This is a genomic window from Pseudomonas sp. SMN11 (genome assembly GCF_052041945.1).
In the GTDB taxonomy this organism is placed as follows: Bacteria; Pseudomonadota; Gammaproteobacteria; order Pseudomonadales; family Pseudomonadaceae; genus Aquipseudomonas.
In genome coordinates, this window is record NZ_JBKGGW010000002.1 from 251,120 (window position 1) to 270,622 (window position 19,503).

General features: G+C 61.9%; 20 protein-coding genes. 8 read left to right on the top strand and 12 right to left on the bottom strand.

All coding sequences use genetic code 11. From position 1 onward, the window contains the following. Nucleotides 1-559: 559 nt before the first annotated feature. From ACLEJU_RS03375 to ACLEJU_RS03390, 4 genes are read left to right on the top strand one after another with little or no spacing between them, the layout of a single operon-like run. Nucleotides 560-757, top strand: a complete 198-nt coding sequence (locus tag ACLEJU_RS03375) for a hypothetical protein (protein WP_435423988.1) — start codon at nucleotides 560-562, stop codon at nucleotides 755-757. Then, entirely contained in the window at nucleotides 750-1,607 is an 858-nt protein-coding gene (locus tag ACLEJU_RS03380; protein WP_435423987.1) for an SH3 domain-containing protein, read from the top strand. The genes ACLEJU_RS03375 and ACLEJU_RS03380 overlap by 8 nt, the downstream gene beginning before the upstream one ends. 8 nt (nucleotides 1,608-1,615) lie before the next feature. Continuing rightward, nucleotides 1,616-3,508, top strand: a complete 1,893-nt coding sequence (locus ACLEJU_RS03385; RefSeq protein ID WP_435423986.1) for a hypothetical protein — start codon at nucleotides 1,616-1,618, stop codon at nucleotides 3,506-3,508. Nucleotides 3,509-3,518: 10 nt separating this feature from the next. Next, nucleotides 3,519-4,733, top strand: coding sequence for a hypothetical protein (locus ACLEJU_RS03390; protein ID WP_435423985.1), 1,215 nt, complete (start codon nucleotides 3,519-3,521; stop codon nucleotides 4,731-4,733). A 71-nt stretch (nucleotides 4,734-4,804) separates the two neighbouring features. On the opposite strand, the gene ACLEJU_RS03395 is transcribed toward ACLEJU_RS03390, so the two are convergent. From ACLEJU_RS03395 to ACLEJU_RS03425, 7 genes are all read right to left on the bottom strand, one after another. Then, nucleotides 4,805-5,422 carry a LysE family transporter gene (locus ACLEJU_RS03395; protein ID WP_435423984.1) on the bottom strand — a complete coding sequence of 206 codons (618 nt, stop codon included), beginning with the start codon at nucleotides 5,420-5,422 and terminating at the stop codon, nucleotides 4,805-4,807. A 100-nt stretch (nucleotides 5,423-5,522) separates the two neighbouring features. Further along, nucleotides 5,523-5,867, bottom strand: a complete 345-nt coding sequence (locus ACLEJU_RS03400; RefSeq protein WP_435423983.1) for a BP74-related protein — start codon at nucleotides 5,865-5,867, stop codon at nucleotides 5,523-5,525. Between the two features lie 163 nt (nucleotides 5,868-6,030). After that, nucleotides 6,031-6,900, bottom strand: coding sequence for a LysR family transcriptional regulator (locus ACLEJU_RS03405; protein WP_435423982.1), 870 nt, complete (start codon nucleotides 6,898-6,900; stop codon nucleotides 6,031-6,033). Nucleotides 6,901-6,961: 61 nt separating this feature from the next. Next, entirely contained in the window at nucleotides 6,962-8,014 is a 1,053-nt protein-coding gene (locus ACLEJU_RS03410) for a proline racemase family protein (protein WP_435423981.1), read from the bottom strand. A 240-nt stretch (nucleotides 8,015-8,254) separates the two neighbouring features. Beyond that, entirely contained in the window at nucleotides 8,255-10,693 is a 2,439-nt protein-coding gene (locus ACLEJU_RS03415; RefSeq protein ID WP_435423980.1) for a TonB-dependent siderophore receptor, read from the bottom strand. 109 nt (nucleotides 10,694-10,802) lie between these two features. Beyond that, nucleotides 10,803-11,768: a FecR domain-containing protein gene (locus tag ACLEJU_RS03420; RefSeq protein ID WP_435423979.1), complete on the bottom strand. Its 966-nt coding sequence runs from the start codon at nucleotides 11,766-11,768 to the stop codon at nucleotides 10,803-10,805. Nucleotides 11,769-11,772: 4 nt separating this feature from the next. After that, nucleotides 11,773-12,303 (bottom strand): sigma-70 family RNA polymerase sigma factor, encoded by a 531-nt coding sequence (locus ACLEJU_RS03425; RefSeq protein WP_435423978.1) that lies wholly within the window; start codon nucleotides 12,301-12,303, stop codon nucleotides 11,773-11,775. Nucleotides 12,304-12,636: 333 nt separating this feature from the next. Between ACLEJU_RS03425 and mqo the strand changes: the two genes are divergently transcribed. Continuing rightward, the gene (gene mqo, locus ACLEJU_RS03430) at nucleotides 12,637-14,274 is read left to right on the top strand and encodes a malate dehydrogenase (quinone) (protein ID WP_435423977.1); all 1,638 of its coding nucleotides are present in this window, start codon (nucleotides 12,637-12,639) and stop codon (nucleotides 14,272-14,274) included. 48 nt (nucleotides 14,275-14,322) lie between these two features. On the opposite strand, the gene ACLEJU_RS03435 is transcribed toward mqo, so the two are convergent. From ACLEJU_RS03435 to ACLEJU_RS03455, 5 genes are read right to left on the bottom strand one after another with little or no spacing between them, the layout of a single operon-like run. Continuing rightward, on the bottom strand, nucleotides 14,323-14,766 hold the full coding sequence (locus ACLEJU_RS03435; protein ID WP_435423976.1) for a hypothetical protein: 444 nt from the start codon (nucleotides 14,764-14,766) through the stop codon (nucleotides 14,323-14,325). Nucleotides 14,767-14,792: 26 nt separating this feature from the next. Beyond that, a complete protein-coding gene (locus ACLEJU_RS03440) occupies nucleotides 14,793-15,113 on the bottom strand; it encodes an AzlD domain-containing protein (protein ID WP_159411700.1) in 321 nt (106 codons plus the stop codon). Beyond that, the gene (locus tag ACLEJU_RS03445) at nucleotides 15,092-15,793 is read right to left on the bottom strand and encodes an AzlC family ABC transporter permease (protein ID WP_435423975.1); all 702 of its coding nucleotides are present in this window, start codon (nucleotides 15,791-15,793) and stop codon (nucleotides 15,092-15,094) included. The genes ACLEJU_RS03440 and ACLEJU_RS03445 overlap by 22 nt, the downstream gene beginning before the upstream one ends. Continuing rightward, on the bottom strand, nucleotides 15,790-16,272 hold the full coding sequence (locus ACLEJU_RS03450) for a GNAT family N-acetyltransferase (RefSeq protein ID WP_159411699.1): 483 nt from the start codon (nucleotides 16,270-16,272) through the stop codon (nucleotides 15,790-15,792). The genes ACLEJU_RS03445 and ACLEJU_RS03450 overlap by 4 nt, the downstream gene beginning before the upstream one ends. Further along, nucleotides 16,256-17,002: a 2OG-Fe dioxygenase family protein gene (locus ACLEJU_RS03455; RefSeq protein ID WP_435423974.1), complete on the bottom strand. Its 747-nt coding sequence runs from the start codon at nucleotides 17,000-17,002 to the stop codon at nucleotides 16,256-16,258. The genes ACLEJU_RS03450 and ACLEJU_RS03455 overlap by 17 nt, the downstream gene beginning before the upstream one ends. A gap of 204 nt (nucleotides 17,003-17,206) precedes the next feature. On the opposite strand from ACLEJU_RS03455, the gene ACLEJU_RS03460 reads away from it, so the two are divergent. The 3 genes from ACLEJU_RS03460 (at nucleotide 17,207) to ACLEJU_RS03470 (ending at nucleotide 19,483) form a co-directional block, all read left to right on the top strand. Beyond that, entirely contained in the window at nucleotides 17,207-18,076 is an 870-nt protein-coding gene (locus ACLEJU_RS03460) for a LysR family transcriptional regulator (protein ID WP_103446306.1), read from the top strand. Between the two features lie 157 nt (nucleotides 18,077-18,233). Next, nucleotides 18,234-18,872 (top strand): hypothetical protein, encoded by a 639-nt coding sequence (locus ACLEJU_RS03465; protein WP_435423973.1) that lies wholly within the window; start codon nucleotides 18,234-18,236, stop codon nucleotides 18,870-18,872. Then, nucleotides 18,872-19,483, top strand: coding sequence for a helix-turn-helix transcriptional regulator (locus tag ACLEJU_RS03470; RefSeq protein WP_435423972.1), 612 nt, complete (start codon nucleotides 18,872-18,874; stop codon nucleotides 19,481-19,483). The genes ACLEJU_RS03465 and ACLEJU_RS03470 overlap by 1 nt, the downstream gene beginning before the upstream one ends. Nucleotides 19,484-19,503: the final 20 nt, after the last annotated feature.

Below are 19,503 nucleotides of genomic sequence, written 5' to 3' on the forward strand. Positions count from 1 at the left end.
TTCCTTGAGCCGTAATGGTCAAAGCACGGGTTGTGCCATAGCTGAATGGGCGTGCCGAGCCATGGAAAACTATTTCCAATTGTAAAAAAAATATTCAAATCTAAATGGCTTGTGAAATGGGCAACCCAGTCTTGGGGACGCGCTACACCAGAATTGGGGGCACGGGGCCTATTTTCAAACAAGAGGGTGGCAGCTGAACATGAGTTGACAGACCGAGGACCCTGGAGCAACAACTCGGCGCACACGAAGGTGCCCCATGTACAGCCGCCATAGGCTGTAAATGCTCGCGGGAATAAGTTCAGCCTGTCAAAGCCGGTCGCTGATTTGGCAACGACGGCCCCGAGACTAGGCCCACTCCCAAGCACTCGCAATGGTTTGGCAGGGCCATCAGTATGATTCAGACGCGTCCTACAAGGCATGGGAAAAATCTGAAGTAAAACTGTAAGCGAAGATGTATTGCGCTAGAATGCGCGGGCAAAACGCTATTAGCGCCCAGGGTCCTCACGTGTAATGACTACGCGTCCTGGTCGATCACCCTGTTCTGACATGGATTGGTTGGATGCTTTTCGCCGTACTGGTTTTCCTCAATGCCCGCTGCTTGCCGGGCAGATCGTCGTTCAGCGCCAAGCCGCTGCAGCGCGCCAGTACCGCCATCCCCTTGCAGATTCCTTACAGCCTCATCTCGCCCGGCCTTTCTCTGGCCGTCGCGCGCGTGCGCCTGTTCACCCACCGGAAATGGAGTGCTCCACTTGCGTAAGAAATTCGTCGCTTCCCTCTTGGCGGTCGCCATCGCCTCTACCACGGCCTGTGCACAGCTCGGGATCAGCAAAGAGCAAGCGGGCACCGTGATCGGTGGCCTGGCCGGTGTGGCCATCGGCTCGACCCTGGGCAGTGGCAACGGCAAGATCGCCGCCGCCCTGATCGCTGGCGGTATCGGTGCCTATGTCGGCAACCGCATCGGCCATCACCTCGACGAGAAGGACCAGCAGGCGCTGGCGCTGCGCACCCAGGAGGTGCTGAGCCAGCCAGCCACCGCCAGCGCCCAGCCGGTGACCTGGAAGTCCGACCACTCCGGCGCCACCGCGCAGATCACCCCGGGCAAGGAATACACCAAGACCCAGCAGGTCGAGGTCAAGCGCGCGCCGAAGATCCAGGCAGTGCCGTCGATGAAGCTGATCAACGAACCGTACGTGACGATCAGCGACAACCTTAACGTACGCGCCGCCCCCAACCAGAACGGTGAGAAGGTCGGCAGCCTGAAGAACCACACCGAGTTCACCGCTGTGGGCTCTACCGGTGACTGGGTGCTGGTCGGTCGCAAGGGCGTGACCGTGGGCTACGTGCACAAGAATTTCGTCGAGCCCAAGGCCCAGGCCGTTGCCAAGCGCGTGACCCCGGCCGTCAACCTGGACGAGCTGGACGTTGCCGCCAGCAAGGAAACCCAAGGCTTCGACCTTGACTCCATCCAGTCGCTGCCGACCCAGACCGTGGCCGCCGAGGCCGCTTGCCGCCCGGTCACCGTCAGCCTGCAGTCGCAAGGTGGGCAGACCGAGCAGGAGCAGAACACCTTCTGCAAACAAGCCAACGGCACCTGGGAACTGATCTGAGGAACTCCATGAAAAAGCACGCGCTCACGCTGGCTGTGATCGGCGCTTGTGGTCTGGTACCGCAGGCGTTCGCCCACGAGCTGGCCTTCTCGAAAAAAGACAACATCAAGGTCGAAGTGCCGGGGGACGCCAGCAACTGGTGCAAACCTGACGTGGCAATGACCATCACCCGTCCGACCTGGGACGATCAGGCGTTGCTCTCGGGCCTGCTGACCAAGCTGCCGTTCGTGTTCGCCAAGGACTGCGCGACGGCAAAGGTGTCCTGGAAGGCCGTTGACGGCACCGGCAAACTCTTCGCCAGCGGTTCGGGCAACGCGTCCAACCTGGGCCTGGTGACGCTCGCGGCGGCGCCTGCCGCAGCACCTGCCGCGGCCGAAGCGCCAGCCCCGGCCCCGGCAGCATCCGCGCCAGCTCCTGCGCCAGAGCCCGCTCCGGTTCCAGCCCCAGCCCCAGCACCTGCTGCCGAGCCGGCCAAGGCAGAAGCACCGGCTGCGCCTGCTCCCGTAGTCGCAGCGTCAGCCCCGGCGCCGGCCCCCGCTGCTGAGCCAGCCAAGGCAGAAGCACCGGCAGCTCCAGCTCCCGTAGCCGAGGCGCCAGCACCTGCGCCAATCCCGGCACCGGCTTCGGCCGTAGCGGCTGCCCCCACCGCAGATTTCGGCCGTTCATTGGTCCTGCAGAACCCGAAGCTGATGCAGATCACCGACGCCGCCGGCTGTAAATGGGTGCTCAGCACCTCGACCATCAGCGACGGTGACAACCTGGCATTCGGTGCCACGCCGGCCATGCCGTGCCCGGCGTCCGGCTTTGCCGAGGGCAGTTTCGAGAAACTGTCGTGGAAAGTGCCCGGCACCTACCGTGGCGATAACTGGAACCGTGTCTACGTTCACCCGAGCACGCTGGTCTTCAACAAGAACCTCGAAGCTGCGGTGAAGAACAAGGCGGTTGCCTACGTGTCGCCGGAAGCGGACCAGGCAGCGTTCCTGGTGGGTGAGATCCCCGGCCGGCAGATGAAGGTGTATCTGACCTTCCAGCGTTCGAACTGGGGCGCGCTGCGGCCGTTCAGCAGCGACCCTTACTACGTTGCGGTAACCCCCGATGAGTCGTTTGCCCTGGATGCTGCCAAGTACCGCGAAGCGGCGGTCGAAGTGTTCGAGCTGATCAAGGCTACTTCGCCGAGTACCACCGACGTGGCCACCTTGCTCATCGCTAAGGACCTGTCGGCGATCGCGGCCAATGGCTGGAACGACAACCAGCAGAAGATCGTCCGCAACCGCATCGGCCTCAATCGCAATAGCCTGTACTTCGACGTGCGTGAAGGCACCAACTGGACGGTCGAGCGTGAACGGCAGCGGCTGCGCGAAGAGCGTGAGCGCCAGGCCGAACTTGCCCGCGTGCACACTCGTGTGCTGGCGCGCTACGAGCAGTTGCAGGCCGGCATGAGCGAGTACAAGGGGCGCGAAACCGAAGCCCTGGCGCAGATGGCCGGTATCAAGGTGCGCATCGACTCGCCACTGGCCCTGCAGAACCCAGGTTCGTCGGCGAACGTAGTGCCGATGATGGTGCACGTCACCGGCAGCAAGGGCGACTTCTACACCATCGACTTCCCGAGCAAGGGCCGCCTCGTTTCAGAAGAAGCATACGCCGAGGGCTGGTACGTCGCCCGGGTGGCCAACGCCACGCCGTATTATCCGCTGGAAGATGGCCGAGCCGTCCCGACCTACCGTGCCTACGGCATCGGTGAGCCACAGGCCTGCAAGCAGGACAAGTGTGCCGATCAGGTCTCCTTCGGTGCGGTGCTGGCCAAGGAGTTTCCGGGTGCAGGCATCGACTTCAGCTGGACCCCAGAGGTCTCCCAACGGTTCGTGAACGACTGGAAGAACGCTTCCGCCCAGGTCCAGTGAGGCAAACACCATGACAATTCAGATGAACAAGAAGCAGCTGCTGATCGGCGGTGTTGCGGCAGCGGTGCTGGTACTTGGCGGCGGCTACGCGATGCTGTCCAGCTCCGGTAAAAAGGCCGCGATGGCCTATTACGAGGACTTCAAAGAGCGCTATTTCCTTGAGGATGTGCTGTCGGAGGGCGACATCTCCTATTCGGCGTTTTCCGGCAACCTGACCGTGGCCGACCCGGAGATCCGCATGGCCGCAGCGCAGACCAATGGCGCCGAGCAGTTCATGCGCAGCCTGTCGGGGATGCTGGAGTCGGCCCGTGGCGGTTCGCCGGAAGAGGGCCTGGCCGGCTGGGCCAAGTACCAGCTCGATGCCACCGCCAGCCGCTACACCGCAGGCGTGTACCTGAAGGCCGATGCGCTGAAGCTGGCCCACGAGGGCGACAGCAAGGACGGCAAGATCCACATCCAGCTGATCGGCATGCAGATGGGCAACCCTTACCTGTCGAGCAAAGGTACCGAGCTGGTGCTGGTGTCGGATGTCAACGACGAGATCCAGCCACGTGCCGAGCTGACTGCAAACGGCCGTGCTACCCAGTCGGACTTCGCCTGGGGAGCCAACCTGGCGGTACGCCAGCCGGTGACCGGTGCGTTTCTGGTCAGCAGCACCGGTGCTTATGGCACCACGGTCGACCTCGACTTCACCTTGCAGCGGTCCAGCGATGGCGAGGGGGCGATGGAGTTCGTGGTGACCCACCGCAATGACGGCTCGAAAGTCGGCGAGATCGTACGCAAGGCCGACTTCCAGTCGCTGCCGGAGCTAGATGATGTAGAGCTTCAGCTCAAGAATGCCCTGAGCGGCCTGATCGTCGGCGCTTACAGCTCGTTCAGTGGTCAAGCGGTGCTGGCGGAAGCTGTGAGTAGCTTTGCGCGCAAGGCCAAGGTCGAGCACTACAGCGTCAGCTACAGCGGCTTCAAACCACTCAAGGAAGCCTACGGCGCCTTCCAGAAAGGTGCGCCGAAGGCCAAGTTCGCGGCGTTCTGCGACGAGGTCGGGCTTTCCACCTGGAGCAGCGACTTCGGAGCCAAGGGCAAGAACCACAGCGATTCGGAATGTGCCATCGGGCAGAAGCTGGTCGAGGATGGCAAGTTCGAGGAGGCGTACAAATTCAAGGAAGGCAAGAGCCTGTTCGCGGCGCTTTTCGTAAGCAAGGCGTACGAGCTGGAAACCGACTGACGGTGTGATGCGCAATGAAAAGCCCCTGGGAACGGTCAGTTTCCAGGGGCTTTTTTTTGTTTGCTCGAAGCTTAGCGCATCGCTGCCAGCTTGATGCCGAACCCGACCAGGCAAGCCCCGGCCACCCGCTCGAACATATTGGCAATCCGTGGATTGGCGCGCATGCGCTCCGCCAGCAAGTGCGTCAGCACCACGGCAATCAAGCCATACAGGAAGGTCACCACCGCCACTGTCGCGGCAAGGAAACCGAAGGTCACCAACCCCTGGTGCTTCACCGGGTCGACAAACAGCGGGAAGAAAGCCATGTAGAACATGATCGCCTTGGGGTTGAGCAGGGTGATCATCATGGTCTGGCGCAGGTAGTGGCCGCTGTCCATGCGGCTGGCGCGGGGAGCGCCGCCGGGTTTGCTCAGCAGCATGCGCACGCCCAGGTAGGCCAGATAGGCGGCACCGGCCCACTGCACCACGTGGAAGGCGGCGGGGTAGGCGGCCAGCAGGGTGGCGACGCCGGCCACGGCCAGCCACAACAGCACCTGGTCACCGAGGATCACCCCACAGGTTGCCGCCATGCCGGCCTTGATACCACCCTTGCCGGTGGCGGTGATCAGGGCGAAGTTGCCTGGGCCGGGGATGGCCAGGACGATGATGAAGGCGATGACGAACGCGCCGTAGTCGGTGACGCCGAGCATGGGGAACTCCTGTTGGGCAGTGCGAAGGCAGGGGCCTAGACTATCGCGCTTTGCATTGCCCATAAAAAATTTGGGGCTGCTGTGCAGCCCCAATTACAGGCTATTCCTTGATCTCGCGCACTAAGCGCGAAGACCAAGGGCACCAGTGGCCACCCGGCAGGAAGGCACCGCCTGCTTCGTCGAGGTGATCCTCCACATACTGTGTGGTGGCATCACACACCTCGATCGCCACTTCGAAGAAGTTGATAGTGTCCGGGTCCAGGTAGAAACTCCAGCCCCGGTTGTAGGGTTGCTGGCGCTTGATCAGGCGGCCATGCACATGGATCTGGTTCGTTTCCTCGCCAGCGAGGATCCGACGTGCATGGGCGATGCGATCTTCATTGGTCAGTTTGAAAATGAACTCCGGGGCGTTGTCGGCGGTGGTCAAAGCAAAAAAGGCTTCCATGCAAAGTCTCCTGAAAACCGAGTGAGTGCCGAAATGGCGTGTTGCGCACTCAGGTATAGAGGCCTGGCAGTTCAAGGCAAACGCCCCGCGCTGAGGGGTTCACGTTTTCAGTACGCGGGTGGCCTTCCTTTGTGAGTTTCGTCACGGGGCGATCGGTTTTACCTCAACCGAACGTCTTGCCTTGTTGGTAGAACGGGATCGACTTCAGTCCCTCGACCGCTTTCAGCGTTTCCGGCGACCGTTCACGCAAGGTGGAGAACGCCAGGTAAGTACGCACACTGAGCGCCGGCGCAGCGGCCACCACATGCAGGCGCCCCTCGGCCAGCAGGTCCCTGACCATGAACTGCGAGAAATACGCTGAACCGCCGTGCCTGAGGATGTAGTCGAGGGCGATGGTTTCCTGGGTGATCGACAGACGATGGCGCCTGGCCCCGGGGAAGGCCGCGTTGTGCTGGTCGGTGAACGAGCGGCCCCAGCTGATATACACGTACCCCTCGCCATGGCCCTCGAACACGGTGCTTGCCTGGGTCGACACCAGCTGCAGCGGTTCTTCGAGGAAGGGTTCGAGGACCACGTCTGGCCAGTGGTGCGGTTCGTAAAGGATCGCCAGGTCCAGCAAGCCTTCGCGCAGTTCGTTCATCAGCAGAATCGAGTAATCCGACTGCACCTGGGTGGCAACGCGTGGCTGGTGCCGCTCCATCCACGCCACCCAGTCGGCCGTGATGTTGCCCCAGTGGTTCATTGGCAAGCCCAGGCTGACCGAGCTGCGCACATCGGTCGGCAAGGCCACGTCATGCTGGGCGCGCTCCCAGGCACTGATCACCGACACCGCGTGGCGGTAGAACAGATGGCCGCCGGAGGTCAGGGTGACGCCGTGGCGGCTGCGGCTGAACAGCGGGCGGTTGAGGCGATCCTCGAGGGCCTTGATCCGTGCGCTGACCGAAGACTGGGTGATGTGCAGGCGTTCGGCAGCCTTGTGGAAGCTGCCGCTGGCGGCCACTTCGATGAAAGCCCGCAGGTGCTCGATGTTCATGAAAATGCGACCGTCGTCAGAGGGCGAGCCGGCTGGCCCGACTCGCCGATACTAGCTGCACTCAGGCCCAGATGTCGCCGATGGTGAAGCCTTCCGGGAACGGGTCGTCGTGGTCGAGGACCAAGGTGTTCAGGCCGTAGATCCAGCTCTTGCCGGTGATGGTCGGCACCACCGCCTTGTTGTCGCCGATGCTGGTTTCGTCGATCAGGCGGCCGGTGTAGACATTGCCCAGCAGCCCCTGGTGGCGGAAGTCGCGGTGCAGCGGCAGCTCGCCTTTGGCGTGCAGCGTGGCCATCTTTGCCGAGGTTCCGGTGCCGCAGGGGCAGCGGTCCAGGGCCCCGGTCCAGGTGCTCGGGTCATCCCAGGAAAACGCACCGCTGGCCATGGTCACGGCATTCTTCCAGTCGGCGTTGGGGTCTTCGCTGGGGCCGGACAGCTGGGAAATGGTGATGCCGATGCCGGGGTAGTCAGGGTGAGCAACCGGCAGCTGCTCGATGGCAGCCTGGCGGATCATCGACGATACCCGGGCGATCTCTCCACCGTGCTCGGGGATCAGTTGCAGGCCCTTGAACTGGCGCACGTCGGCGATCACGTAGAACATGCCGCCCCAGCCCACGTCCACGCGTACCTTGCCCAGGTGCGGCACATCGATTTCGGCGTCGATATGCGCAGCGAACGCCGGCACGTTCTGGAAGGTGACCGCCTTGACCTTGCCACCTTCGCATTGCGCCTGGATGCGAATCAGCCCGGCCGGTGCTTCCAGTACCAGTTCAGTGAGCGGTTCACGCATCGGCAGCATGCCCATTTCCAGCAGCACGGTGACCACCGAGATGGTATTGCCGCCGGACATCACCGGGTACTCGATCTGCTCCATGATGATGTAGCCGGCGTCGGCTTCGGGGTGGCTGGGCGGGACGATGATGTTGCAGCAGTGCGCCGGGTAGCCGCGCGGTTCGCGCAGCATCAGCTTGCGCAGTTGGTCGTCGTTGGCTTCAAGCCATTTCATCTTGGCGTGCACGCTGTCGCCGGGGATGTGCGGGATGCCGCCGGTGATCACGCGCATGGGCGTGCCGGCGTGGGTGTCGACGGCGTGGATGGTGCGTTTGAATGACATGCGAGGCGGCCCTTTATTGTGGTGTTTGAAGGGGTCTTGGCCGCAGGATAAAGGGGCTGGGTGGGGCTGTAAGGCGAATAATTCCGATCGGGTGATCGGGTTTTTGAATGGCCGTTTTGGTTGTCTGTGCCGACCTCTTCGCGGGTAAACCCGCTCCCACAGGTACAGCGCTGCCCTCAGGGCTGATGTGATCCCTGCGGGAGCGGGTTTACCCGCGAAGAGGCCGGCACAGGCAAACACTTACCAGCGCAGTGAGACGGTGCCCAGCAAGGTGCGCTCTTCGCCCCAATAGCAACGCCCGGCGTTGTTGCAGCCTGCCACGTATTCCTTGTCGAACAGGTTGCGAGCGTTGACCTCGACCGACCAGTTGTCGTCGATCTCATACCCGACCTTGGCATCCACCAGCGTTACATCACCGGTATCGAGCTTGCCGTACAGGCTGGCTGGTGTGTAGGCAAAGGTGCTGTCGAAATGCCGCACGCCACCGCCAACCGAAAGCCCCTTCAGCAGCCCGTCACGGAAGCGGTAGGTACTCCACGCCGATGCCTGGTTGCGCGGCACACCGGTCATCTGGTGGTCTTCATACAGCGACCCGGCCACGTCCTTGGTGATGCGTGAGTCGGTGTAGGTGTAGGCGGCCGTCAGGTTGAGGTTCTCGCTCAGGTCGCTGTTGAGTTCCAGCTCCACGCCCTTGGCGCGGCTGGCACCGATCTGGCGGTAGTCCCCCACGGCCGAGTCGTAAAGCACGTCGTCCTTCTTGCGCAGGTCGTACACCGACGCGGTAAAGGCGGTGTTCCAGCCCTTGGGTTCGTACTTGATGCCCACTTCGTACTGTTCGCTGGTAGTCGGGTCCAGCGGGCCGCTCTTGCTTTCCGTCTGCTGGGTCGGGGCGAAGGCAGTGGAGTAGCTGAAGTAGGGCGACAGGCCGTTGTCGAACTGGTACATCACGCCGGTCTGCCAGGTGAACTTGCTGTCCCAGCTGTCCATGTCGGCTTCGGCGTTGAGGGTGCCGGCCTTGTTGCGGAATTGGCTGTTGACCCGGTCCAGGCGCCCGCCGAGCAGCAGCACCCAGTGGTCTACCTTGGTCTGCAGCTGGCTGTACAGGCCGTACATGGTCTGTTCCAGCAGTGCGTTCTGCACATGGAACGGGGTGCTCGGCTTGCCGTTCCACACCGGGTTGAACACGTTGATGGTGCCGCCGTTGCCGGCGTCCCAGTCCTGGTTGAACGAAGTGCGGTCCAGGCTCGCGCCCAGCAACACCGTGTGCTCGAAAGCGCCGTCGATGAAGTGGCCTTCGAACTGGTTGTCCAGCGAGTAGGCGATGGACTTGTTGTAGCGGTCGTAGGCCTGATTGCTCAAGGTGGTGCCGAAGCCGCCGTTGTTGAGGCTGCCGGGCCACATTTCCTGGCGGTCGATACGGGACTGCAGGTAGCGCGAGTTCTGGCGGAATTGCCAGGTGTCGTTGAAGCGGTGGCTGAACTCGTAGCCCAGGCTCCAGGTTTCGCGCTCGAAGTTGTCCCAGTCCGGGTTGCCGGACAGCCGGTCCTTGTCGATCTTGCCGTTGGGGTTGTGCAGCAAGGTGCCGGCGGCAGGGTAGCCCAGCTCCATCAGCGTGCGGTCGCGCTGGTAGGTGGCCAGCACGGTCAGGCTGTTTAACTCGTCGAAGTTCAGGGTCAGCGACGGCGCGAGGTACAGGCGGTCGTCGGGCTGATGGTCGATCTGCGTGTCGGACTTGCGGCCCATCATCACCAGGCGGCCGAGGATGTTGCCTTCGTCGGTCAACGGGCCGGAAACATCGACCCCAAGCTGGCGGCGGTTGTACGAGCCGTAGCTTAGCTGCACTTCACCAAGGGCGTCTGCGGTCGGCTTTTTGCTGACCAGGTTGACCACTCCACCCGGGGCGTTTTCGCCATACAGGATCGAAGTCGGGCCGCGGAATACTTCCACCCGTTCCAGGCCATAAGGTTCGCTGCTGGTGTCGTAGCGGTTGCCTTGCACCCGCAGGCCGTCGCGCAAAAGGCCATAGCCGTAGTCGGTGGCGTTGAAGCCGCGGATGAAGAACAGGTCGCCCGCTTGCCCGTCACCGCCGGCGAAGGGTGGCGAGAAGATGCCCGGCACGTAGCCCAGCACTTCGGTGAGGGTCTGCGACTGCTGGTCGTCCATGCGTTGGCGGGTCACCACCGAAACCGAACGCGGCGTGTCGGCCAGGGCGGCGCCTGTCTTGCTGGCGGTGTTGCTGGCAACGGCACGGTAGCCGTTGTCGCTCTGGCCGTTGCTGGTCAGCAGGGCGGCGTTCACCGTGGTGGCATCGAGTTGCAGCGGGCTGCCGTCGGCGGCGGGTTGCAGCACATAACCCGTGCTGCCTTGGGGCACGGCCTGCAGCCCGCTGCCCTGAAGCAGGCGGGCCAACCCCTGGGTGACGCTGTAGCGGCCTTGCAGGCCCTGGCTGGTCTTGCCGGCGGCCAGGGCGTTGCTGCCAGCCAGGTAGATGCCGGCCTGGCTACTGAACTGATTGAGGGCCCCCGCGAGCGAGCCGGGGGCGATGTCGAAAGTCATCTCGGCACTGGCTGCCTGTGCGGCATGCGCTGTTGTGGCAGGCAGCATCAGTGGCCCGACGGCGCAGAGCGAAAGCGGCGCGGCTAGCGCCAGGCGGAACGCGGGGTGGAGGGGCTTCGGCATGCTGGTCCCTGAAATCGATACGGTGAGTTGTGAGGTGTCGTACGCGGGGTAAACCGAACGAAACGAGAAAAAGGGAACCGATCACCGAAAATTTTTTGCAGACCATCGATCAGGCGGGCTCTACACTCACCCACCAGGGTGTGAGCCGCTGCACACGGACCGGTAGAGCCGCCTGCAACAAGGCCAGTGCGCGGTCGGTGTCGTCGAGCGGGAAGGCGCCCATCACCGATAGCTGTGCGACCGCCGGATGCCAACCCAGATGACCATGGCGATACCGCCCCAGCGTCTGCAGCAGCTGCGCCAGCGGCATGTCCTCGGCGTTCAGGCGCTGGTGGATCCACGACTCGCTGGCACTCTGCGCCGGCCGAGGCTCACCGATAGCCTCGGCGCTGAACGCCACCTGTTGCCCGGCCTGGACGATACGGCGCTCGGCACTGCCTGCGGTACACACCTCGACGGCGCCGACATAAACGTCCAGGCAGGTGAGTCCAGCTTGCTGGCAGACCGCGAAACGGGTGCCCAGGGCCTGCATGCGGCCTTGGGCGGTGTCGACGAAAAACGGGCGGCGGGCATCGTTGGCGGTTTCCACCAGGATTTCCCCAAAGCGCAGGTGCAGCACCCGGGCCTGCAGGGTGAAGTCCAGGTCCACCGCGCTCTGCGCGCCGACCCACAACTGGCTGCCGTCGGCCAGGCGGGTTTGTCGGGTTTCGCCGATGCCTGTGGCCAGGTCGGCGCTCCAGCCTTGCAGCGGCGCCCCGTGCCATGCGCGCCAGCCCAGCAGTGAACTGGCGCCAAGCACCATCAACGACTTGAGCCCGGTGCGGCGCGTCATGCGGCGTGCGTCGTGCTCACGCAGCACCCTCCCTGCAGCACTGCCCTCATGCTGCAGGGGGGCGAAACGCTCGCCAACCCTCTGCACGTATTGCCAGGCGGCCTGGTGGTCGCCGTGCTGGTCGAGCCAGGCCTGCCATTGCCGTTGCAACTGTGGACCGACGTTTTCATCCTGCAACCGCACGTACCAGTGCGCGGCTTGCTGCAGGCTGGCGTGGCTGAGTGTGTGTGCCGCTTGGGTCATGGCGTCACTCCACCAGCAGGCCGTCGAGCTCGGCTTCGAGGATGGCGCAGTGCAGCAACGCTTGGGCCAGGTACTTCTTGACCATGCGTTCGCTGACGCCGATGTGCGCGGCGATATCGCGGTAGGCCAGGCCGTCGACCTGCGCCAGCAGGAACGCTTGGCGGACCTTGCCCGGCAAGCGCTGCAGCATCGCGTCGACTTCATGCAGGGTTTCGACGATCAGAGCATGCTGCTCGGCAGAGGGCTGCAGGGCCGGGGGCTGCAAGGCCAGGTGTTCAAGCCAGGCGTGTTCCAGCTTCTGCCGGCGCCAAAGGTCCATGCACAGGCCGCGTGCGATGGTCGCCAGGTACGAGCGTTCCGCCGACTGGCCGTCGAACTGGCGCGGCCGATGGAGAATGCGTACGAAGGTGTCCTGCACCAGGTCGGCAGCATCCGGCCGGTTGCCAAGGCGCCGATAGAGAAAGCCCAGCAGCCAGCGCGAATGGCTCTGGTACAAGGTATGGATCGAACTGTTCAGCTCAGGAATCGAAACCACGGCGGCATCCGGCGCTAGCGCGTATTGGGTGCGAATGAGAAGTGCTCGCAATACTAGGGGCGCTTGAACGATACTGCAATGGCTTCCATCAGCGTTTGGCCGGCATGAGACAACCTGTCGTCTTGCCTATTGTCGTGCAATTTGTATGTGCTGGCATTTCGGTTACAATCAGCGAAACGATTCAGCCTTGTCGGTCAATTCGACAAAAGCCTGGGGCGTTATCTGGTTCTCTGGCTGCTGAACAATTTTCAACAACAAGCCTGCGCTGAAGAACAAGGAATATTTTGGGTCAGCCACAGGCCCACCCTCCGTTCTACTGACTGGAATTGATCAATGTTCAAGAAAGCTGGCAAGACCTTGCTGGGTCTGGCTGTCGCTGCGAGCTTCATGCAAGCGCACGCCGCAGAAACCAAGAAAGTCGATGTGCTGCTGGTCGGCGGCGGCATCATGAGCTCCACCCTGGCCGTGTGGCTGCACGAGCTGGAGCCAAGCTGGTCGATGGAAATGGTCGAGCGCCTGGACGGCGTCGCCGAGGAAAGCTCCAACGGCTGGAACAACGCCGGTACCGGCCACTCCGCGCTGGCCGAGCTGAACTACACCCCGGAAGACAAAGACGGCAAGGTCAACATCTCCAAGGCCATCGAAATCAACGAAGCCTTCCAGATCTCCCGCCAGTTCTGGTCGTGGCAGGTTCGCCAGGGCGTGCTGAAGAACCCGCACTCGTTCATCAACACCACCCCGCACATGAGCTTCGTCTGGGGCGATGACAACATCAAGTTCCTCAAGAAGCGTTACGAGGCGCTGCAGGCCAGCCCGCTGTTCCGCCCGATGCAGTACTCCGAGGACCACGCGCAGATCGCCAAGTGGGTCCCGCTGATGATGGAAGGCCGTGATCCGAACCAGAAACTGGCGGTCACCTGGACGCCAATCGGCACCGACGTCAACTTCGGCGAAATCACCCGCCAGTTCGTTGGCCACCTGCAGACCCAGAAAGGCTTCGACCTGAAGCTGTCCAGCGAAGTGCAGGACATCACCCGCAACGAAGACGGCTCCTGGCACGTCGAGTACAAGAACCTCAAGGACGGTACCGAATCGGCCACCGACGCCAAGTTCCTGTTCATCGGTGCCGGCGGCGGCGCGCTGAAGCTGCTGCAGAAGTCGGGCATTCCTGAAGCCAAGGAATATGCAGGCTTCCCGGTGGGCGGTTCGTTCCTGGTAACCGAAAACCCGACCATTGCCATGCAGCACATGGCCAAGGCCTACGGCATCGCCTCGACTGGCGCGCCACCCATGTCGGTACCGCACCTGGATACCCGCGTGCTGGACGGCAAGCGCGTGATCCTGTTCGGCCCATTCGCCACCTTCTCGACCAAGTTCCTGAAGAACGGTTCGTACCTGGACCTGCTGAGCAGCACCACCACCCACAACGTGTGGCCGATGACCAAGGTCGGTATCGACCAGTACCCGCTGGTCGAGTACCTCGCTGGCCAGCTGATGCTGTCGGATGACGATCGCTTCGAAGCCCTGCGTACCTACTTCCCGAACGCCAAGAAGGAAGACTGGAAACTGTGGCAGGCTGGTCAACGCGTGCAGATCATCAAGCGTGACGAAGAGAAGGGCGGCGTGCTGAAGCTGGGCACCGAAGTGGTGGCTTCCCAGGACCGCACCATCGCCGGCCTGCTGGGCGCCTCGCCAGGTGCTTCGACCGCCGCGCCGATCATGCTGAACGTGCTGGAAACCGTGTTCAAGGAAAAGGTCGCTACCCCTGAGTGGCAGGCCAAGATCAAGGAAATCGTACCGAGCTACGGTACCAAGCTGAACGACTCGGCGGCGGCCACCCAGAAAGAGTGGAACTACACCGCTGAAGTGCTGCAGCTGGAGAAGCCACCGGTGATCGACGACAGCGTCGGCACCACCGTGGCGCCGAGCAAGCCGGTTGAAAGCAAGCCAGAGAACGACATGGCGCTGTAATCAGCCGATGTGGGTCAGAAAGAGCCACGGGTGATCCCCGTGGCTTTTTTATTGCGGTTTCGACAGGGGACTGTCGCTGGCAAGCTCCTGCAGCACCTCGGTCAGGTCGAGGTCCACGCCCAACGCCAGGAAACTTACGTCACCTGTATCGCTGACGGGGAACACCTTCGCTTCGGTGGCAGCCCTGAGCACCACCTGGTCGCCGTGCATGATGTGCAGTTCCGAGCCATCGGGCATTTCCAGCTTCAAGCTGCCCGAAGTGGCGAAGAGCAGCAGGTCGTTGCCCGGGCTCAAGTGTGCAGCGGCATGCAGATGGCGATACTCGGCAATCCAGCCATCGCGCAGAAACGTCTTGCTCAAGGCATAGGCCAGCGAGCATTCCAGTGACAGGTCAGCCATTTCATCGATCACCCGGTCACGTGGAACCTGGGGCATCAGGCGGGAAAACTCACTCAGGTTGGTCAGGGTGACTTTCCGGCGGGCAAGGCTCATAGCGGTTTCCTTCTCAGATCCGGGCCTCAAGCCAGCAGCGTGATCGCCACGTGCCCGGCGACACCGGCACACACGCTGTAGATCAGGCTGCGCGACCAGTACGCGACAATGACCACCGGAATCGCTGCCAGCAGGTCGGCATTCAGGCCCAGCAGCGAGCCGTCCTTGGCCACCAGCAGGGCGGGTACGGTGATACTGGCGATGATTGCCACCGGCAGGTATTCAATGACGTCATTGAACCACTTTGGGGACTTCTCCATCTTCAGCAGAAACGGTGTCGCGCGGGTCAGGTAGGTGATGGCGGCCATCAGCATCACCGCTGCGATCAGGTAGTTCTTTTCAGGCATAACCCTGCTCCACAGCCTACGGCGGTTGCGATGAATACGTTCAAGGGCGAGGGCGCAAACATGTTCAGCAGGCAGGTGGTCACGATCACCACCAGGGCGATGACGGCTTTGGTGAAGGTGCTGCACAGCGATATCAGCACGAAGATCATCATGGCCGTCAGGGCATAGTCCAGCTTGAACTCGGAAAACCGGTTCAAGGCATCCGATGCCACCGCACCAAACACCGCGCCGGCGATCCAGCTGGCATGGCAATAGGTATTGAACTGCAGCAGATAGCCAGGCGAGGTCGGCCTGCCGTTCTCCAGGCGTTGGCTGTGAAAGGCAAAGGACTCATCGGTCAGGCCGAATGCGTACAGCAACTTCTGCGGCTTGCTGATCGGCAGTTGCGCGCTGCGTTTGGACATGTACATCGCCATCAGCATGTGCCGCGAATTGATCAGCAAGGTCGACAACGCAATGGTGATCAGCGGCGCGCTGGTGGTCATCAGTGCCAGTGCGGCGAACTGCGCCGCCCCGGCATAGACGAACAGGCACATGGCGGCCGGCAGCCACAAAGGCAGGCCGGCATTGATGCACATGACACCGAACACGAAGCTGACGACGAAGTAGCCGGTGACGATCGGCAGGGCGTCGACCAGGCTTTCCTTGCGCGAGGTGGCTTGCAGCACCGACGAGGTCACAGGTCGACCTCGCAGGTGATTTCACCACGGGTTTGCAGGAAGCCTTGTTTCTGCCAGAAGCTCAGCGCGTTGGGGTTGTCATCTTCAACGAACAGGAACACCCGGCGAATACCGTGCTGGCGGAAATCGCTGAGAATCGAATTGGCCAGTGACGTGCCGATCCGGCTCTGCCGATAGTCCGGCGCCACCGCCATATGATTGATGGTGCCCCGTGTGCCCATCAAGCCCCCCGCAACCGCGCCGACGATGGTGCCGGTGTGGTTTTCGGCCATGTAGCAATAGGTATGCTCCGAGCCGAGCAAGCCTTTGAGCAGCCCTTCGTCCTGCCAGTCGCAAAACGAGGTCTCCTCGAAGCGACGGAAGAAGTCGACGATCTTGCGGGCATGGAAAGGCGTGGCTTTCTTGATGCTCAGGCCATTGATGTGTTCACTCGGAAACAACTTCGGCACCGGGCCGATGTAACTAGTCGATAATGTCATGCTCGCTGCCCGGTCGAGAGAAGGAAATTGCAATGATCTGCCGATAGCCCATTTCCGAAGGGCTCGGGTTGATCGCCGGAGTGACATAGTGTTGCAGTTCGCGGTCGAGGAAGTAAGTGGTGTCGAGAATGTTCAGATAGGTGCCGGAGTCGATCACATTCGACTGTTTGTCGTAAATGTTGCTGGTGGCGCCTTCGACGTTGTGACGGCCCCAGAAGTGCACGCCGCTGAACGGATAACCGTCGCAATGAATACCTTCAGGGGTAATTTCGATCTGCGCCCCCGGTTTGATTTCGATACGGATCTGGTGCACCTGGCACTGCCAGGTGACAGTGTGCAGTTCTTCAGGCAATACCGCCTTGTACACATCGAAATCCAGGCGAATCAGCGAGCGCAGGATCGGTGAGTTGAACACATCGGCACTGATGTCATCGAAATGACGTGCCATGCCACCGACATAGTTGTTGTGCGCTTCGGATTGTTCGTAGGCGCGGTGATTGAGTTGGCACAATTCGCCGGTAACCGGGTTGAAGTCGAAGTCGCTGTAACGGCGATAGCGGGTGCCTTTTTCGGCCTGGCCGTAATAACGGTCGACGCCCATGGTTTCCCAACTTTTGGAAAACTCTACAAACTCGTTGAAGCCCCCGTTCAATGCATAGTCGCTGCCCAGCACGTTAACGGTCTTGTTTTGTCGCAGGGCAGTATCAATGTTTCTGTTCAGTGTCAGCATGGCAACTCTCTATTTATGTAAAAGCTGACAAAAATCTAACAGTTGAATCGCCCGTCGAAACTTCACTTTTTTTTGACGTGCCTCAACCGTTGCTTGCTACCCAGACGGCGTGCACCGTTATCGGGCAGACAGTGCCGGCGGTTGTGCGATATCCTCATGCCTTTCGTTGACGGCCTGCGTCAACGGAACGGGGAGGGAGAGTGAATGGACATCAAGGTGCTTAAAAACATCGTGACCGTAGCCCGCACGGGCTCGATCACCGATGCGGCCGAACAGGTACACGTCACGGTCCAGGCCTTGGCTGCTCAGTTGAAAAAGCTCGAAGATCATTGCGGTTTCAAGTTGTTCGACCGGACCAACAAAGGGGTATCGCTGACCCAGGAGGGCATGGGCATCCTGCCGCATGTCCTGGAAATCGTGCGTTCATCCGAGCGCATGCAGCTGAAGATCAATCAGCTGCGCCAGAGCCGCAACCAACGCCTGCCGTTGCGGGTTGCCTTGAACAGCACGCTGTCGATGGAAATCAACCAGCAGATCATGGGCGCCGTGGTCAGCAAGTTGTCTGGCTACAATCCGATCTTCAGTTGCTCGGAGTCGCCTGACAACCTGGTCAAGCTGGCCAAGGACGAAGCGGACATGGTGGTGGTGCTGGGCGACAGCATGGGCGAAAACTACCATTCGGTACCGCTGAAGGGCTTGCGCATCGAAGTCGTTGCCTCGTCAACCAGCAACGACCGCTCAGCGCCGTGCGCGGTGATCAAGCCTTTGCCGGAGTGCCCGTATCATTCGATCTTTACCCGCTTTGCCGAGCGTCGGCCAGGCATGCTGGACGGGGCAACCGTGTTCCATTCCGGCAGCGAGATCGTCAGCGTATCGATGATCAAGAGTTTTGGCGGCGTGGGCGTGCTGTCGCGGGCGGTTGCCGAAGCCAATGACCTGTTCATCTGGCCGGGCTTCTCCGACTTTCTCGATGTTTACCTGGTCATGAAAGAACCGTGGATCATCGAAGAGGAGTTCCCATTGTTCTGCGCGGTCCCCACACCCATCCGCAGCCTGGACGCCATCAGCGCCTGACCTTGCAGCGCCGGGCGCATACGCCACGGGAAGCCTCCCGTGGCTGTTGTTTTCAATGGGCAAACCATTGATCGGAATTCCGCCGACGGGCTAATAAAAACATATTTTGATGCTTAAATTAATCTTGTCAGTCGATCCCCTCCAGGAGGGTGCCGTCATGAACATCAAGATTGCCGCCTTGTTGCTGCTCGCCCTTTGCGCCCAGCCGGCATGGAGCCAAAGCTATTCCTCCGCAACCCCTGCTGCCAAACCCGCCGAATCCGCTGCGATGACCACGCGCATGGCCTTGCGCGACCTGTGGGTCGAGCACATTTTCTGGGTTCGCAACTATGCCGTCGCCAACCAGGCGGGCAACGCCAAGCAGGCTGCAGTCGCGGCCAATGAAGTAGTCAGCGATGCCACCAGGATCGCCAACAGCATCGCCCCGCTGTATGGCCAACCCGCCGCCGACCAACTGTTCAAGCTGCTCGCTGGCCACTGGGGCGCGATCAAGCACTACAGCGATGCCACCGTGGCCAAGGACAAGAAGGGGCAGCAAGCTGCCGTCAACGACCTGGGCAGCAATGCCAAGGCCATCGCCGCGTTCCTGGCCAAGGCCAACCCGAACCTGCCGGAGCAGACCTTGCTGACCTTGCTCAGCGCCCACGGTGGCCATCACGTGGCGCAGATCGATCAGCTGGCCGCCGGTGACTACGCGGGCGAAGCGCGCACCTGGGCGATGATGCGCGAGCATATCCTGACCTTGTCCGACGCCCTCACGGCGGCGCTGGTCAAGCAGTTCCCGGACAAGTTCTGATGCTCGAAGGCCTTGGCCGTACCCAACAGGACCTGCTCCATGCGTTGCTGCATCAGCCAGCCGGCATGAGCATCGACGAGCTGGCGCAGGCCCTGGCCATCACCCGCACGGCCGTGCGCCAGCACCTGGCCGCGCTGGAACGTGACGGCCTGGTCAAGCGCGGCGCCACCCGGCCCACCGGGCGTCGGCCGGAGCAACTGCACCAGCTGACCGAGCATGGCCGCGAACTGTTCCCTCGGCAGTATCCGCTACTGGCCAACCTGCTGATTGGTGAAGTGGCGGGCTTGATGGGGCCGGAGGCATTGCTGGTGCTGATGCGAAAGCTGGGGCGCAAGCTGGCGACGGACCTGGAGGCTGAGGTGGTGGATGAGGGGCGGATTGTCGAGCACATGAATGCGGCAGGATATGAGGCGGAAGTGTTCTTCCGTTCCTCAGGCGAGCCGCAGATCGTGGCGCACAACTGCGTGTTTCATCATCTGGCCAAGGCGCATCCGGTGGTGTGTGAGCTGGACCTGGCCTTGATCGGCACGCTTGGCGGCGCCGAGGTCAGTCATGAGGAATGCATGCTCAGGGGAGGGCAGGTGTGTCGCTTTGCCCTGCGCAAGGATTGATGTTGTCTTCACTGGCCTCT

Bases quoted from the DNA above. Each gene is read 5' to 3' on its own strand.
- ACLEJU_RS03410 (WP_435423981.1), bottom strand. From the start codon at position 8,014: ATGTCATTCAAACGCACCATCCACGCCGTCGACACCCACGCCGGCACG.
- ACLEJU_RS03390 (WP_435423985.1), top strand. From the start codon at position 3,519: ATGACAATTCAGATGAACAAGAAGCAGCTGCTGATCGGCGGTGTTGCG.
- ACLEJU_RS03395 (WP_435423984.1), bottom strand. From the start codon at position 5,422: ATGCTCGGCGTCACCGACTACGGCGCGTTCGTCATCGCCTTCATCATC.
- ACLEJU_RS03440 (WP_159411700.1), bottom strand. From the start codon at position 15,113: ATGCCTGAAAAGAACTACCTGATCGCAGCGGTGATGCTGATGGCCGCC.
- ACLEJU_RS03415 (WP_435423980.1), bottom strand. From the start codon at position 10,693: ATGCCGAAGCCCCTCCACCCCGCGTTCCGCCTGGCGCTAGCCGCGCCG.
- ACLEJU_RS03450 (WP_159411699.1), bottom strand. From the start codon at position 16,272: ATGACATTATCGACTAGTTACATCGGCCCGGTGCCGAAGTTGTTTCCG.
- ACLEJU_RS03465 (WP_435423973.1), top strand. From the start codon at position 18,234: ATGAACATCAAGATTGCCGCCTTGTTGCTGCTCGCCCTTTGCGCCCAG.
- ACLEJU_RS03385 (WP_435423986.1), top strand. From the start codon at position 1,616: ATGAAAAAGCACGCGCTCACGCTGGCTGTGATCGGCGCTTGTGGTCTG.
- ACLEJU_RS03400 (WP_435423983.1), bottom strand. From the start codon at position 5,867: ATGGAAGCCTTTTTTGCTTTGACCACCGCCGACAACGCCCCGGAGTTC.
- ACLEJU_RS03405 (WP_435423982.1), bottom strand. From the start codon at position 6,900: ATGAACATCGAGCACCTGCGGGCTTTCATCGAAGTGGCCGCCAGCGGC.
- ACLEJU_RS03460 (WP_103446306.1), top strand. From the start codon at position 17,207: ATGGACATCAAGGTGCTTAAAAACATCGTGACCGTAGCCCGCACGGGC.
- ACLEJU_RS03455 (WP_435423974.1), bottom strand. From the start codon at position 17,002: ATGCTGACACTGAACAGAAACATTGATACTGCCCTGCGACAAAACAAG.
- mqo (WP_435423977.1), top strand. From the start codon at position 12,637: ATGTTCAAGAAAGCTGGCAAGACCTTGCTGGGTCTGGCTGTCGCTGCG.
- ACLEJU_RS03420 (WP_435423979.1), bottom strand. From the start codon at position 11,768: ATGACCCAAGCGGCACACACACTCAGCCACGCCAGCCTGCAGCAAGCC.
- ACLEJU_RS03375 (WP_435423988.1), top strand. From the start codon at position 560: ATGCTTTTCGCCGTACTGGTTTTCCTCAATGCCCGCTGCTTGCCGGGC.
- ACLEJU_RS03470 (WP_435423972.1), top strand. From the start codon at position 18,872: ATGCTCGAAGGCCTTGGCCGTACCCAACAGGACCTGCTCCATGCGTTG.
- ACLEJU_RS03435 (WP_435423976.1), bottom strand. From the start codon at position 14,766: ATGAGCCTTGCCCGCCGGAAAGTCACCCTGACCAACCTGAGTGAGTTT.